Source organism: Sphingomonas floccifaciens, assembly GCF_042681125.1.
GTDB lineage: Bacteria > Pseudomonadota > Alphaproteobacteria > Sphingomonadales > Sphingomonadaceae > Sphingomonas > Sphingomonas floccifaciens.
Genome location: NZ_JBHUFC010000003.1, coordinates 451194 through 463768 on the forward strand (window position 1 = coordinate 451194; position 12575 = coordinate 463768).

General features: G+C 65.3%; 13 protein-coding genes. 8 read left to right on the forward strand and 5 right to left on the reverse strand.

Annotation, left to right across the window (positions count from 1 at the left end):
* Positions 1–12 precede the first annotated feature (12 nt).
* The 5 genes from ACFSC3_RS09190 (at position 13) to ACFSC3_RS09210 (ending at position 3647) form a co-directional block, all read left to right on the forward strand.
* On the forward strand, positions 13–777 hold the full coding sequence (locus ACFSC3_RS09190) for an AAA family ATPase (RefSeq protein ID WP_380940107.1): 765 nt from the start codon (positions 13–15) through the stop codon (positions 775–777).
* A 70-nt stretch (positions 778–847) separates the two neighbouring features.
* Positions 848–1129: a hypothetical protein gene (locus tag ACFSC3_RS09195; RefSeq protein ID WP_380940108.1), complete on the forward strand. Its 282-nt coding sequence runs from the start codon at positions 848–850 to the stop codon at positions 1127–1129.
* A 140-nt stretch (positions 1130–1269) separates the two neighbouring features.
* Entirely contained in the window at positions 1270–1620 is a 351-nt protein-coding gene (locus ACFSC3_RS09200; protein ID WP_380940109.1) for a hypothetical protein, read from the forward strand.
* A 483-nt stretch (positions 1621–2103) separates the two neighbouring features.
* A protein-coding gene (locus ACFSC3_RS09205; RefSeq protein ID WP_380940110.1) for an IS5 family transposase occupies positions 2104–2861 on the forward strand; the annotation gives its coding sequence in 2 pieces (ribosomal slippage) (positions 2104–2428 and positions 2428–2861; 759 coding nt in all).
* A 3-nt stretch (positions 2862–2864) separates the two neighbouring features.
* Entirely contained in the window at positions 2865–3647 is a 783-nt protein-coding gene (locus tag ACFSC3_RS09210) for a phage protease (RefSeq protein ID WP_380940111.1), read from the forward strand.
* Between the two features lie 171 nt (positions 3648–3818).
* Here the strand turns inward: ACFSC3_RS09210 and ACFSC3_RS09215 are convergent, their stop codons facing one another.
* Positions 3819–5450: a M28 family metallopeptidase gene (locus ACFSC3_RS09215; RefSeq protein WP_380940112.1), complete on the reverse strand. Its 1632-nt coding sequence runs from the start codon at positions 5448–5450 to the stop codon at positions 3819–3821.
* Between the two features lie 161 nt (positions 5451–5611).
* Between ACFSC3_RS09215 and ACFSC3_RS09220 the strand changes: the two genes are divergently transcribed.
* A complete protein-coding gene (locus ACFSC3_RS09220) occupies positions 5612–8479 on the forward strand; it encodes a M16 family metallopeptidase (RefSeq protein WP_380940113.1) in 2868 nt (955 codons plus the stop codon).
* 9 nt (positions 8480–8488) lie between these two features.
* The gene (locus tag ACFSC3_RS09225; protein ID WP_380940114.1) at positions 8489–8791 is read left to right on the forward strand and encodes a hypothetical protein; all 303 of its coding nucleotides are present in this window, start codon (positions 8489–8491) and stop codon (positions 8789–8791) included.
* A gap of 222 nt (positions 8792–9013) precedes the next feature.
* Here the strand turns inward: ACFSC3_RS09225 and ACFSC3_RS09230 are convergent, their stop codons facing one another.
* From ACFSC3_RS09230 to purE, 3 genes are all read right to left on the reverse strand, one after another.
* The gene (locus ACFSC3_RS09230) at positions 9014–9853 is read right to left on the reverse strand and encodes an NYN domain-containing protein (protein WP_380940115.1); all 840 of its coding nucleotides are present in this window, start codon (positions 9851–9853) and stop codon (positions 9014–9016) included.
* A 98-nt stretch (positions 9854–9951) separates the two neighbouring features.
* Complete coding sequence (locus ACFSC3_RS09235) at positions 9952–11019, reverse strand: 5-(carboxyamino)imidazole ribonucleotide synthase (protein WP_380940116.1); 1068 nt, start codon at positions 11017–11019, stop codon at positions 9952–9954.
* 123 nt (positions 11020–11142) lie between these two features.
* Positions 11143–11619: a 5-(carboxyamino)imidazole ribonucleotide mutase gene (purE, locus tag ACFSC3_RS09240; protein WP_380940117.1), complete on the reverse strand. Its 477-nt coding sequence runs from the start codon at positions 11617–11619 to the stop codon at positions 11143–11145.
* A gap of 122 nt (positions 11620–11741) precedes the next feature.
* Here purE and ACFSC3_RS09245 point away from each other — a divergent pair, with 122 nt between their 5' ends.
* Positions 11742–12005, forward strand: coding sequence for a hypothetical protein (locus ACFSC3_RS09245; RefSeq protein WP_380940118.1), 264 nt, complete (start codon positions 11742–11744; stop codon positions 12003–12005).
* A gap of 12 nt (positions 12006–12017) precedes the next feature.
* On the opposite strand, the gene ACFSC3_RS09250 is transcribed toward ACFSC3_RS09245, so the two are convergent.
* Positions 12018–12572, reverse strand: coding sequence for a CAP domain-containing protein (locus tag ACFSC3_RS09250; protein ID WP_380940119.1), 555 nt, complete (start codon positions 12570–12572; stop codon positions 12018–12020).
* Between the last annotated feature and the right edge of the window lie 3 nt (positions 12573–12575).

The window sequence follows — 12575 nt, forward strand, 5'->3', positions numbered from 1 at the left end:
ATACAAACGCGCGTGCTGAGCACCATGGTGGCGCGGATGCAGCGGACTCACGATCGCCGCCGCGCTTCGTTCTTCGTTGGCCCGCCCGGCATCGGCAAATCCACTGCGGTGGCGGCGTTCAAGGCTGCGAACCCCGATGGCGTGATGGTGACGCGGATCAACAAGCGGGGAGTGACGGGGCCGCAGGCGCTGCAATCGATGCTTCTGGCCCTACGTCAACTATCCGGTCGGGAAACGCGGTACGTCACCAACGCTACTTCGGAAGTCCAGCGCTATATCGCGATCGAAATTCAGAACGCGGCAGGTCATCTGGGAAAACATAGTCTGCCTGCGACATATCCCAAACTGACGATCGTCTTTGATGAAGCTCAGCGCCTCACTAACGGGGCGATCGACGCCCTTCGTGATTGGAACGAGCCCCACGGGTTTTGCGCCGGACACTTCCCTATCGGACTGATTTTTGTCGGCAATAACGAGCTATCGCTAGAAGCGAAGGGCTCGGGAATGAGTATTCTAGACGAAGGAATGCAGGATCGACTGCTTTACCGCGAGCGCTTCTCCTACGACGACGTAGAGCGCGAGGATGTTGAACGCTTCGTTCGAGCGTGGGGAATTACTGACGAGGGGGCGATCGACGCGATCGGTTCAGCCTTCGGCAGTCAGAATGCGCAACGCAGCTTCCGACGCCTTGCCGATTTCCTAGACGAGGTTCGCGATCAATCCGGCGGAAATCCGGTCACGCGGGAAGTCGTTCGAACTGTCCTAACCTTCGCCTGATCGGCCGAACGCATCGGCATTCGCACCCTACAGCATTAACCATATTCGTTAAGGATTTGAGATGTCTTACATGGAAGACCTTGCCGCGCGAATGGTCGGCTCGCAGTCCGTGGATCACGAACTTCTTATCAACGAACTTCAGGTCGGGATCAGCAACACCGGTTCGATGGTCGAAACGATCTACGACCTGGCGATACACCCGACTAGAAAACTCGATCCGGACGCGATCGGCGCCGCCTCGCTCGCGCTCATTGCCTACCTCAAACACGTCGATGACACAGCGGGGCGGCTAGAACGCGTCCTATACGCCTTGAGGTCGGCAGATACCCTCCCCGATCAAACGAAGCTGTAGGGGCCTTCTTATGGCTTCTTACGGCTATGCGGGGTGCCAGCCGCCCCTTGACCTAACGCCCGAAGCGTTCCCGGTTACAGGCCGGGCGGCTCGTGCAGCGGCTGGCGAGGTATAATACCATGCCTTCGGCCGGCGACCAAATGATGGCAGAGCTGGTCGACGCGATCGGTGCCGACGCCGCCTACCTACTCGCCCGCAAGCTCGGCGGCACCACGATTTATGTACCGCGGAGGGTTGGCGACCATCATCCTTTGCGCATCGCGTTGGGCTTGGAAATAGCAGCAAAGCTTTCGGCGTGGTATGGTGGCGGAAGGCTTAGCATCCCAAAGCAGCCGGAACGGCGCGCAAGAGTTCGCGAATTGCGCCGCGTGTCGAGCCTAACCGTGGCAGGGATCGCACTGGAAACAGGCTATTCCGAGCGGCAAGTCTACAGGCTGTTGCGCGAGCCGGATGACCGACAGCAAGACTTATTCGCTGACCGACAGACCTGACGTGTGTCAGGGCGACACTCCATCGGCTGTCATTCATCACAGCTAAGCGAACCCTCGGCATCGTTGGGTAAGCGGCGATTGGTCGGGTTGAGCGACCGTGCTGATATCGAAAAGTGTCAGCAGCCGAGGGTGCGCACGGACTTGGTGGGGACCCAATGGATATCAAAAATTTCGCTCAGACCATTGCGGCTATGCGCGCGCGAGTTGCAGAGCTGGACACCCAAATCGCCGATTGCCTATCGCGCCAACGCGCGATTTCTGCGGTGCCAGTGCATTCGGATGATATTATAGCTGCATATCTCAGGGGCTTGAATGCTGCGGCTTCCAGCTTCGAACAGACGCTCGCGAAATACATCAACAACGAGAACTTGGCCAAGTATCCCGATCCCGCTTCGATTACAGGCGGGAGGCCGCAGCTTATTAGGGTCAGGACCCATTGATGCGAGCGTCGCGATCTGATTCAGGCTCCGCAAGGAGACCGGGATGAGCGATCTGTTTTGGCTGACGGATGAGCAGGTTGAGCGGCTGCGACCGTTTTTCCCGAAGAGCCATGGCAAGCCTCGGGTGGATGACCGGCGGGTGCTGAGCGGCATCGTCTTCGTCAACCGCAACGGCCTGCGCTGGCGAGATGCGCCAAGCGCGTATGGTCCTCACAAGACGCTGTATAACCGGTGGAAGCGCTGGGGCGAGCGAGGCGTATTCACGCGCATGATGGAGGGGCTGGCTGCGGGCGATGCCGAGCCGAAGACCGTCATGATCGACGCGACCTACTTGAAGGCGCACCGCACGGCTTCGAGCCTGCGGGTTGCAAAGGGGATCTCGGCCGCCTGATCGGGCGCACCAAAGGCGGCATGAACACCAAGCTCCATGCCGTGGCCGACGCGAACGGCCGCCCTTTGAGCTTCTTCATGACCGCCGGGCAGGTCAGCGATTACACCGGCGCGGCAGCGCTGCCGGACGACCTGCCAAAAGCGCAGTGGCTGCTCGGCGACCGCGGCTACGACGCCGATTGGTTCAGGGATGCTCTCCAGGCAAAGGGCATCCAGCCCTGCATCCCGGGTCGGCGATCACGCAACGAACCGATCAGATACGACAAGCGCCGGTACAGGCGCCGTAGCCGTATCGAGATGATGTTCGGCCGCCTCAAAGACTGGCGGCGCGTTGCAACCCGCTACGATCGCTGCCCCACGGCCTTCTTCTCCGCCGTCGCCCTCGCTGCCACCGTCATCTTCTGGCTGTGATAAATGAGTCCTGACCCTAATCCATCAATCGCCTTGTGCGCGGCCAACGAAATCGGTCACTCCGGCTCTATTATCCCGCAGTGGCTCCATCTGATTCCCTCGGGCGCTATTCGGACCAACGATGGTCGCGGGCCTTATCGGCTGGACAATCCCCAAGAACTGATTGCAGCTTCGCTTGGACGCGGTGAGAAACTCGTTTTAGACGTGAATCACGCCACCGATTTAGCCGCGCCGAAGGGCGGAGCCGCGCCAGCGCATGGCTGGATCGTGGAACTGCAATCTCGAAATGACGGAGTTTGGGGGCGGGTCGATTGGGTCGATCCATCTGCCGCCATGTGGCGTCACTATCGCGGGGTTTCACCGGTAATCGCTCACAAGCGCGATGGTGCTATAACCAAGCTGTTACGGGCCAGTTTGACGAACCTGCCGAATTTTAGCGGCTTGCACTCGCTGCACAGCGCGCGGCCATCCGTAAAGGTCGCTATTTGCGCTCAAGAACTCGCCGATCGGGCGATCGCCTTTCAATCGCAAATGGCAAACGCCGATGTGCACATTTCGATAGCAGAGGCAGTCAGCGCGGTTGAAACCGGCTCTGCTAATACCTCCGGGCCATCGTCGATACACAGCAGCCTGTCCACCAGCGAGCCGGTTTTGAGTGCGAAGAGCCTCGCGGATCGGGCAATCGCCTACCGGTCAGAACGAATGCGCGAAGGTAATTACGTTTCGATCGCCGAGGCCGTCACGCTTTGCGAAGCTGAGTGGAACGCTAGACGAGCAACGCCTTGAAGCCGCGCCTCCCATGTGGAGGTGAGGCACGTCCGGCTATCCCCACCTTTTCCCGGTTAATCCCGGTATTCACGTCAGCGCCAAACTCAATGTCTCAGTCTACTGAGCGTAGTCGAAGGGCGGGAGTCAGGTGCTTCGACTTCGCTCAGCACGAACGGTGGGAGACACGCCTCACTTTGCGCCCGGCCGCGGGGCTTTGGGCTGGTCCTTCGCAAATTGCTCGCCGAACGGACTCCCCACATACCAGCGCGGTGCCTGTGGAGCGTCGGCCAAATCGCGCGCGATCTCGTAGTTCACGGCGGCGAACTTCGCGGCAGACTCCCAGTCGAATGGCAGCGAGGGCTGGTCGGCGGGCGTGTGATAGGTCTTGGCGAGGAAGTCCTTGAAGATCCTGTCGCCCCCGTTCTTCACCCCGGTGGCGAGCATCACCGACGGCACGCCCTGTTTGACGAAGCTATAATGGTCGGAGCGGACGAAGACATTTTCCTCCGGCATGAAATCGGGCGACAGGGTCAGTCCGACCTTCGCCGCCGCCCGTGCCGCGGCCTCGCCCACGGTCGAATGCTCCGCCCCGAACGCGACCACGTCGTCGAGCTTGTAGAGCAGCACCGGCATGTCCAGGTTGACGTCGGCGACCACCTTGCCACCCGCCGGCACGACCGGATGGCGCGCGAGATAGTCGGAGCCGAGCAGGCCGTCCTCCTCGCTCGTCAATGCGACGAACATCACGCTGCGCTTCGGACGCGTCCCGCTGTTTACGAATGCGCGCGCCGCCTCCAGCATCGTGGCGACACCGGCGGCGTTATCCATCGCGCCGTTCATGATCTTGTCGTCGCCCTTCGCGCTGGGGTCGATGCCGTCATGATCGAGATGCGCGGTCAGCAGCACATATTCCTTCCCGAGTGCGGGATCGTTGCCGGGCAGGACGCCGATGACGTTGGGGCTCTGCGATGTCGTGACGAGGTTGGACGCGGTGAAGCTGACACTGGGCTTCAGCGCGCGCCCGCGGACCTTGCCGCCGGGTTTGGCGATGGCAGCGAAGACCTGAGCCGGGGTCGCGCCGCTGCCCGCGAACAGCGCGTCGAGCGCGGCGCCGGTCACATAGCCGCTCGCGCGGATGCCGGGGGCGGGCAGGTTCGGTTGACCGTTCGGTTCGACGACGCGCTGGCGGGCATTGCCGACAGATGCCTTGGCCCGCGCCCAGGGGAAGCGCTTGAGCATCGCCGGCGTCGGGATGGTCAGGACACCGATCGCCCCCTTGGCCATCGCAACGCGCGTCCGCTCGGCGCTCAGACTCGCAGCGAGCTCGCTCGGCAGCCCCTCGGGCATACCGCCCAGCATGACCGCGAACTTGCCCTTCAGGTCGAGCCCGCGATAGTCGCGATAGCCCTGCTTGGGTGCGTCGAGCCCGTAGCCCACGAAGACCGCGCCGCCGTCGACTTGCTGATCCGGAAAGCGCCCGTCCGGTGCCATCGCGACATCGCCGCCATTGTCGAAGCGGGAGCCGCCGATGGTGATCGCGGCCGGCTTGGCCGGGTCGATCCGCGCCGACTGGAAGCGCACGGTCTGATACCAGCCACCGGGCGTCCCCGGCTTCAACCCCAGCGCATCGAAGCGTGACGCGACATAGCGTGCGGCGATGTCATAGCCGCGCGTCCCTGCATCGCGCCCCTCCAGCAGGTCGTCGGCCAGGAATTCGACATGCGCACGCATCGCCGCCGGCGAGATGGCGGGGGTGGTGTCCTGCGCGGCAACCGGCGCGGCGACGGTGGAGAGCAGCAGCAGGGCGGTCAGGTGGCGCAACGAGAAATCCCCTTGGAATGAACCTTCGAACGCCGATGATCGCCAAGAATCCGCCGGACGCAAGCCGCGTCCCACGAACTGCACGCCCCGTCCTTGCCGATCCGCCCGACCTTCGCCTAGATCAACACCATCCCATTCCTCCCGATGGATGTTTCTACCTTATGCGCAAATTCTCTGCTCTGGCGGCCGTCTCCCTCGTCGCGCTGGCGACACCGGCTCTCGCCCAGGCCCCGAAGACGTCCGCCTCGCTCCAGAGCCTCGTGTCGCAGGTCAACATCCCGTACGAAACGTTCACGCTGCCCAACGGTCTGCGCGTCATCGTCCACACCGACCGCAAGGCGCCGGTTGTTGCGGTATCGGTCTGGTATCACATCGGGTCGAAGAACGAGCCCAAGGGCAAGACCGGCTTCGCACATCTGTTCGAGCATATGATGTTCTACGGCTCGGAAAACGCACCGGGCGGCTTCTTCGGGCGTCTGGAGGATATCGGCGCGACCGACTGGAACGGTACGACTTGGTACGATCGCACCAATTATTTCGAGACGGTCCCGACCGGCGCGCTCGACCGCACGCTGTTCCTCGAAAGCGACCGCATGGGGCATCTGCTCGGCGCGGTGACGCAGGAGAAGCTCGATAACCAGCGCGGTGTCGTTCAGAACGAAAAGCGCATGGGTGAGAACGAGCCGGGCGGCCTGGTGTCCTATGCCGAAGCCGCGGCGCTGCTGCCCGAAGGGCATCCGTATCGCCACTCGACGATCGGCTCGATGGCCGACCTGAACGCCGCGAGCCTGGAGGATGTGAAGACCTGGTTCCGCGACCATTACGGCCCGAACAATGCGGTGCTCGTGCTAGCCGGCGATATCGATCTGGCGACCGCGAAGACAAAGGTCGCGCAATATTTCGGCGGCATCAAGCGCGGGCTGGAAACGCCGCGTCCGGCCGTCACCATCCCGACGCTGTCGGCGCCGGTCGAAAAGGTGATGCGCGACCGTGTCGCCCAGGTGCGGCTGGCGCGCGAATGGACCGGGCCGGGTCTGACCGATCCGGAGAACGTGACTCTCGACCTGGGTCTCGACATCCTCGGCGGTCTCGGCAGCTCGCGGCTGTATGACGCGCTTGTGCGCAAGGAAAATCTGGCGGTCGGCGTGTCCGCGGGCCAGCAGAGCCACGAGAATCTGTCCTTCATCGAAATCAACGTTCGCGTTCGCCCCGGTGTCGACCCGGCCCTGGTCGGCAAGCGGATGGACGAGATCATCGCCGATTTCATCAAGACCGGCCCGACCGAGGACGAGGTCCGCCGCGCCGCGACCACTGCGCTCGCCAGCCGTGTGAAGGGCCTGGAACAGGTCGGCGGCTTCGGCGGCAAGGCGGTCGCGCTGGCCGAGGGGGCGGTCTACGCGAACGATCCGGGCGAATATAAGAAGGATCTTCAGACGATCGCGTCGGCGACCGCAGGCAATGTCGGTGCGGTGACCCGCAAATGGCTGAGCCGTCCGGTCTTCAAGCTCACACTGGAACCGGGCGAGCGTTCGGCCGAGGATCAGGCGCTGGCCGGCAGCGACGTCGCCGCCAAGGAAGCGCCGGCGGTGAAGGCGCAGACGCCAACCACGCCGCCCGTCGCCGCGACGCGCAAGGAGCCGCCGGTCGGCGAAGTCACGGCGCTGCAGTTCCCGGCGATCGAGCGCACGACGCTGTCGAACGGCATGAAGGTCGTCTTCGCCCGCCGCACGACGGTGCCGGTGGTCAATGTCGCCGCGTCGTTCGACGCCGGCTCGGCTGCCGACGACCGCGCGAAGCTGGGCGCGGGCACGTTGATGACCTCGCTGATGGACGAGGGGACGACGACCCGCACCGCGGCGCAGATCGCCGAGGAGGAAGAGCGTCTGGGCGCCTCGCTCAACGCCTCGACCGGCATGGACGCGTCGACCGTCAGCGTCTCGGCGCTGAAGGCGAACCTCGCCCCCTCGCTCGACCTGTTTGCCGACGTGCTGCGTAACCCGGCCTTCAAGCCCGCCGACGTCGAACGTCTGCGCGGCACCCAGCTGGCGCGCATCGCGGCGGAGAACACCCAGCCGCAGAACATCGCTTTCCGCACGCTGCCGCCGATCATCTACGGCCCGAACCACCCTTACGGCATCCCCTTCACCGGGTCGGGCACCCCGGCCGGCGTGAAGGCGACGACGCGGGACGATCTGGTCGCCTATCATGCGCGCTGGATCCGCCCGGACAACGGCACGATCTTCGTCATCGGCGACACTACGCTTGCCGAGATCAAGCCGCTGCTCGAAGCCAAGCTGGGGTCATGGCGTGCGCCCACGACGCCCAAGGGCACCAAGACGTTCAGCGCGCCGGCTGCCGCGGGTGCCGAGCGCATCCTGCTGATCGACAAGCCGCAGAGCCCGCAGTCGATGATCATCGCCGGGCAGGTAACGCCCGTAAAGGGCACGTCCGACCCGTTGGCGCTCAATACGGCCAACGACGTCTTCGGCGGCATGGCGAGCTCGCGCATCATCACGGACCTGCGCGAGACCAAGGGCTGGGCCTATTACGCCGGCACCGCGATCCAGGGCGTCAAGGAGCGCATGCCCTTCTTCCTGATCGCGCCGGTGCAGGCCGACAAGACGGGCGATTCGATCAAGGCGGCGCGCGGCGACCTGACCGGCTGGCTGGGCGCGCAGGGCACGACGCCGCAGGAGGCGACCAACGCGATCGTCAATTCGGTGCGCTCGCTGCCGGGCAGCTTCGAGACGGGTGGCGCACTGATGGGCGCGCTGATCCGGATGGAGCAGTACGGCCGTCCCGACGACTATTACGTCAAGCTTCCTGCCCGCTACCGCGCGCTGACTCCGGCGGCGCTCGACCAGGCGGCGCGCGCCGCGATCGACCCGTCGAAGCTGACCTGGGTCGTCGTCGGCGACGCCGCCAAGGTGAAGCCGCAGCTTGACACGCTGGGTATCCCTGTCGAGGTGGTACCAAGCGCCGCTCCGGCCGCCGCGACCCCCGCGGCAGCTCCCACCGCGGCGAAGTGAGGAGAGACCATGGCCAATATCGACGGTAGCTGGGATACGCTCGTGAAGTCGCCGATGGGCGATCAGAAGGCGACCCTGACGATCACTTCGTCGGGCGACACCTTCACCGGGCAATATTCGGGCGCGATGGGCACGACCGAGATCAAGAACGGCAAGGTCGACGGCGACACGCTGCAGTGGAGCCTCGACATCACGGTGCCGATGCCGATGACGCTGACGGCGGAAGCGACCGTCGACGGCGACAGCATGACCGGCCAGGTCACCGCGGGCGCCTTCGGCAGCTTCCCGATGACGGGAACCCGGATGGGCTGAGGCTGTCCGGCGTTGTGAATGCAGGAAGGGCGCGTCGCTGGCTGAGCGGCGCGCCCTTCTTGTTTTCGAAGCCCTGGCGATTCGGTTCCGATCAAACAGGCTGCCCCCACCCGTTCGTGCTGAGCTTGTCGAAGCACCGTCCTTCCTGCCCGCCCCATCCTATGCCGCACGCAGAACGGCCATTCTACAAGCTCAGGGCGAACGGAGTTGATATTCTTGTGTTCAAACTGTCGGCACCGCCGTCCGCTCACGGTTGCGCTTGTCCGCGATATAGGCGTGCCCGTCCGCGCCCTTGACGATGTCGAACAGGCCGACCGCCTCGAACAGCGCCGGGAAGTTGCGCACGCCATAGTTGCGCGGGTCGATCGGTGCCTGGCGCTTCACGCGGCTGCCAGCGGTCGACAGCAGTGCCCAGCCATCGTCGCGCTCCGCCGCCTCGACCCCGCCGCGCAGCGCGGTGACCAGCTTGGCATCCTGCGCCAGCGAGCGGCGTTCGAGTTCGGCCGGGGCGGGTGTCGGCGCGGGGGCAGGGGAGGCCTTGGCGGGCTTCGCGGCTGCCTTGGCCTTGGCGGGTGCCGGCGGCGGTGCGGGCGGGGCGTCGGGCTCGACGAGGCTGTCGAGGTAGAGGAAGGTGGTGCAGGCGTTGACGAACGGCTCGGGGGTCTTACGCTCGCCGAAGCCAAAGACGTCGTGGCCGTTCGCCTTCAGCTGCATGACCAGCGGCGTGAAATCCGCGTCGCTCGACGCGATGCAGAAGCCGTCCAGCTTCTGCGTGTAGAGCAACTCCATCGCATCGATGACCAGCGCGATGTCGGTCGCATTCTTGCCCGCGGAGTAGCTGAACTGCTGGATCGGCCGGATCGCGAACGCGTGCAGCTTGTCCCGCCAGCCCTTGAGACCCGCCGCACCCCAGTCACCGTACGCGCGGCGAATGTTGGCGGTGCCGTATTTCGACAGCTCCGACAGGATCGCCGCGATCTTGGTGTGCGAGACGTTGTCGGCGTCGATCAGCAGGGCGATGTGTCGGCCGGATGTCGGGGCGGAAATATGGTCGGTGCTCATAGGCGGGACTTTGGTCGGGGATACCGTGAGTGTCTAGGTCGCTTGCCGAGTGCGAGGCGCTCTATCTCCCCCCCTTGCGGGGAGGGAGCAGAAGAGGGCTACCGCTTCACCCGCGTGACATGGCCCATCTTGCGTCCCGGCCGGGCCTCGTGCTTGCCGTACAAATGCAAATGCGCGTCATGCTCGGCCAGCACGTCCGGCCAGCGCTGCCAGTCGTCGCCGATCAGGTTTTCCATCTCCGCGCCGTGCCCGACCACGTCGGTCGAGCCGAGCGGCAGGCCGCAGATCGCGCGGATGTGGTTTTCGAACTGTGAGGTGACCGCGCCCTCGATCGTCCAGTGTCCCGAATTGTGGACGCGCGGGGCCATTTCGTTGAACACCGGGCCATCGGCGCCGACGAAGAATTCCAGCGTCAGGATGCCGACATGGTCGAGCGCGGCGGCGACGCGACCGGCGAGCGTCGCGGCCTCGGTCCACTGCGCGGCGACCTGGGGCGGGGCGGGGATGGTCGAGGTGGCGAGGATGCCGTCCTTGTGGACGTTGAGCGGCGGCGCGTAGCTGACGATCGTCCCGTCGAGCCCGCGGGCCAGCACGATTGAGAATTCATGCTCGAATTGGACGAAGCCCTCGAGCACCGCCGGCGCCGCGCCGATCGCGTCCCACGCGGCCTGCGCCTGATCGGGGGCGGTGATCCGCGCCTGCCCGCGACCGTCATAGCCGAACCGCGAGGTCTTGAGGATCGCAGGGCAGCCGATCGCGTCGATCGCCGCCTCCAGTTCCGCCAAAGACTTCACTTCGCGCCAGGGGGCGGGGCGGCCGCCCAAGCCTTCGACGAAGCTCTTTTCGTTCACCCGGTCCTGCGCAGTGGCGAGGCTCATCGCCGGCGGGTGGACCGGCGCGATCGGCGACAGTGCGGCGATGGGGGCGAAGGCGACGTTCTCGAACTCATAGGTCACGACATCGACGCTGCGGGCGAAGGCGGACAGTGCGCCCGCATCGTCGTAGCGCGCGCGGGTCATCAGCGGCGACACGTCGTTCGCAGGCCCCGTTTCCGGCGCGTAGATGTGCGTGCGATAGCCGAGCTGCGCGGCGGCGATCGCCAGCATCCGCCCGAGCTGGCCCGAGCCGAGAATGCCGATCGTCGAACCGGGGGGAAGGGGTGTCATCAAAACCTCCGTTCGCCCTGAGCGTGTCGAAGAATGTCCTTCTCCGTGCCGCGGACCGTGTCGCAATGAAGAAAGGGCAGGGCTTCGACAAGCTCAGCCCGAACGGGAATACTCTATCCCCAATTACTCCGGCGTTTCCGCCACGCTGTCGGTCTGCTCCGCGCGCCAGGCGATCAGGCGCGCTTCGAGGTCCGCATCGCTGCCGGCCAGAATCGCTGCCGCCAGCAGACCGGCGTTGATCGCGCCCGCCTTGCCGATCGCCAGCGTGCCCACCGGGATGCCGCCCGGCATCTGCGCGATGGAGAGCAGGCTGTCCATGCCCTTTAGCGCCTTCGATTCGACCGGCACGCCGAGCACCGGCAGATGCGTCATCGCCGCCGCCATGCCCGGCAGATGCGCCGCCCCGCCAGCGCCTGCGACGATCACCTTCAGCCCCCGGTCGGCCGCGCCCTTGGCGTAATCGTACAGCCGCTCGGGCGTACGGTGGGCGGAAACCACGCGGGTTTCGTGGGCGACGCCCAGCGTGTCGAGGATCTCGGCGGCATGGCGCATCGTCTCCCAATCGGAAGTCGATCCCATGATGATGCCAACGCGCGTCATGGCCCGGCCGACTAGCGCAAGCCGCGCGCCAGACCAACCCCGATCAGCACGGGAATCGTAACGGCGGGGAGCCTGCGCCCGCGCGGAGCGTTTCGCGATCGAATCAGACAGGAAGACATACGATGTCGCACAGCCCACCCGTTCCCGAAGCCAATCAGTCGCCCTACCCCTTGCAGGAGCCGAAGCACGACCGCCCCGACCTGCCGCCGGTCCTGAAGGTCGCGGACCAGCCGGCCGCCGCGCCGGCGCTGCCGATCGGAACGATCGGGGCGGTGATCGGGCTGGGCGCCGTGGCGATCGGCGGTGCGATCCTGGGACTGCGACTGTGGGGCGCGAAAGCGAAGCCCAAGCCGAAGCGCAAGGGCCGCCGCAAGCAGCACGGCTGAGGCGGCGCGCTCTCAGGGGATTGCGCGCTCTCCGACCACATTGCCTGCGGGGGCGTAGCGGCAGACGAGATACTCGTGCTGCGCGCCGACCGCTGTCGCGCAACCGAACCGCCGTGTGCCCGACCACACGATCTGCGCATAATGACCGGCGTCGCGATAGTCGCCGGTCGTGCTGAAGGCCGGTGCGGCGCGGTTCACGAACACGCGCGCCTCGTCGATCCAGTGCTGGGCCATTTCATCGTAGCGATAGCCACCGCGCGTACCGGCCCACAAATTCTCACCCTGAACGGCAGCGCCGCGCGGCTGGCGCGCATGTTCGAACCGTCCGCTGCGCGCCAGATCGGCGGCATGGGCGCCGGCATCCGCGGCAAGCTGCGGATCCCAGACCAACGGCGGCTGGCGAACGCTCGCGCGCGCGGCGTTGTGCATCGCGGTCATCGCCTGTTCGAGCATGATCTCCCCGCGCGGGGCCGGATTGGTGAAGGGGCGAGGCTCGACGACGGGCTCGGGCGCCTTTTTCGCGCCGCAGCTGCTGAGCATCAGGGGGATCAGCCATGACTTTCGCATGGG

Excerpts from the sequence above, each read along its gene's own strand:
- ACFSC3_RS09195 (WP_380940108.1), top strand. The coding sequence starts at position 848 with ATGGAAGACCTTGCCGCGCGAATGGTCGGCTCGCAGTCCGTGGATCAC.
- ACFSC3_RS09200 (WP_380940109.1), top strand. The coding sequence starts at position 1,270 with ATGATGGCAGAGCTGGTCGACGCGATCGGTGCCGACGCCGCCTACCTA.
- ACFSC3_RS09210 (WP_380940111.1), top strand. The coding sequence starts at position 2,865 with ATGAGTCCTGACCCTAATCCATCAATCGCCTTGTGCGCGGCCAACGAA.
- ACFSC3_RS09220 (WP_380940113.1), top strand. The coding sequence starts at position 5,612 with ATGCGCAAATTCTCTGCTCTGGCGGCCGTCTCCCTCGTCGCGCTGGCG.
- ACFSC3_RS09225 (WP_380940114.1), top strand. The coding sequence starts at position 8,489 with ATGGCCAATATCGACGGTAGCTGGGATACGCTCGTGAAGTCGCCGATG.
- ACFSC3_RS09230 (WP_380940115.1), bottom strand. The coding sequence starts at position 9,853 with ATGAGCACCGACCATATTTCCGCCCCGACATCCGGCCGACACATCGCC.
- ACFSC3_RS09235 (WP_380940116.1), bottom strand. The coding sequence starts at position 11,019 with ATGACACCCCTTCCCCCCGGTTCGACGATCGGCATTCTCGGCTCGGGC.
- purE (WP_380940117.1), bottom strand. The coding sequence starts at position 11,619 with ATGACGCGCGTTGGCATCATCATGGGATCGACTTCCGATTGGGAGACG.
- ACFSC3_RS09245 (WP_380940118.1), top strand. The coding sequence starts at position 11,742 with ATGTCGCACAGCCCACCCGTTCCCGAAGCCAATCAGTCGCCCTACCCC.
- ACFSC3_RS09250 (WP_380940119.1), bottom strand. The coding sequence starts at position 12,572 with ATGCGAAAGTCATGGCTGATCCCCCTGATGCTCAGCAGCTGCGGCGCG.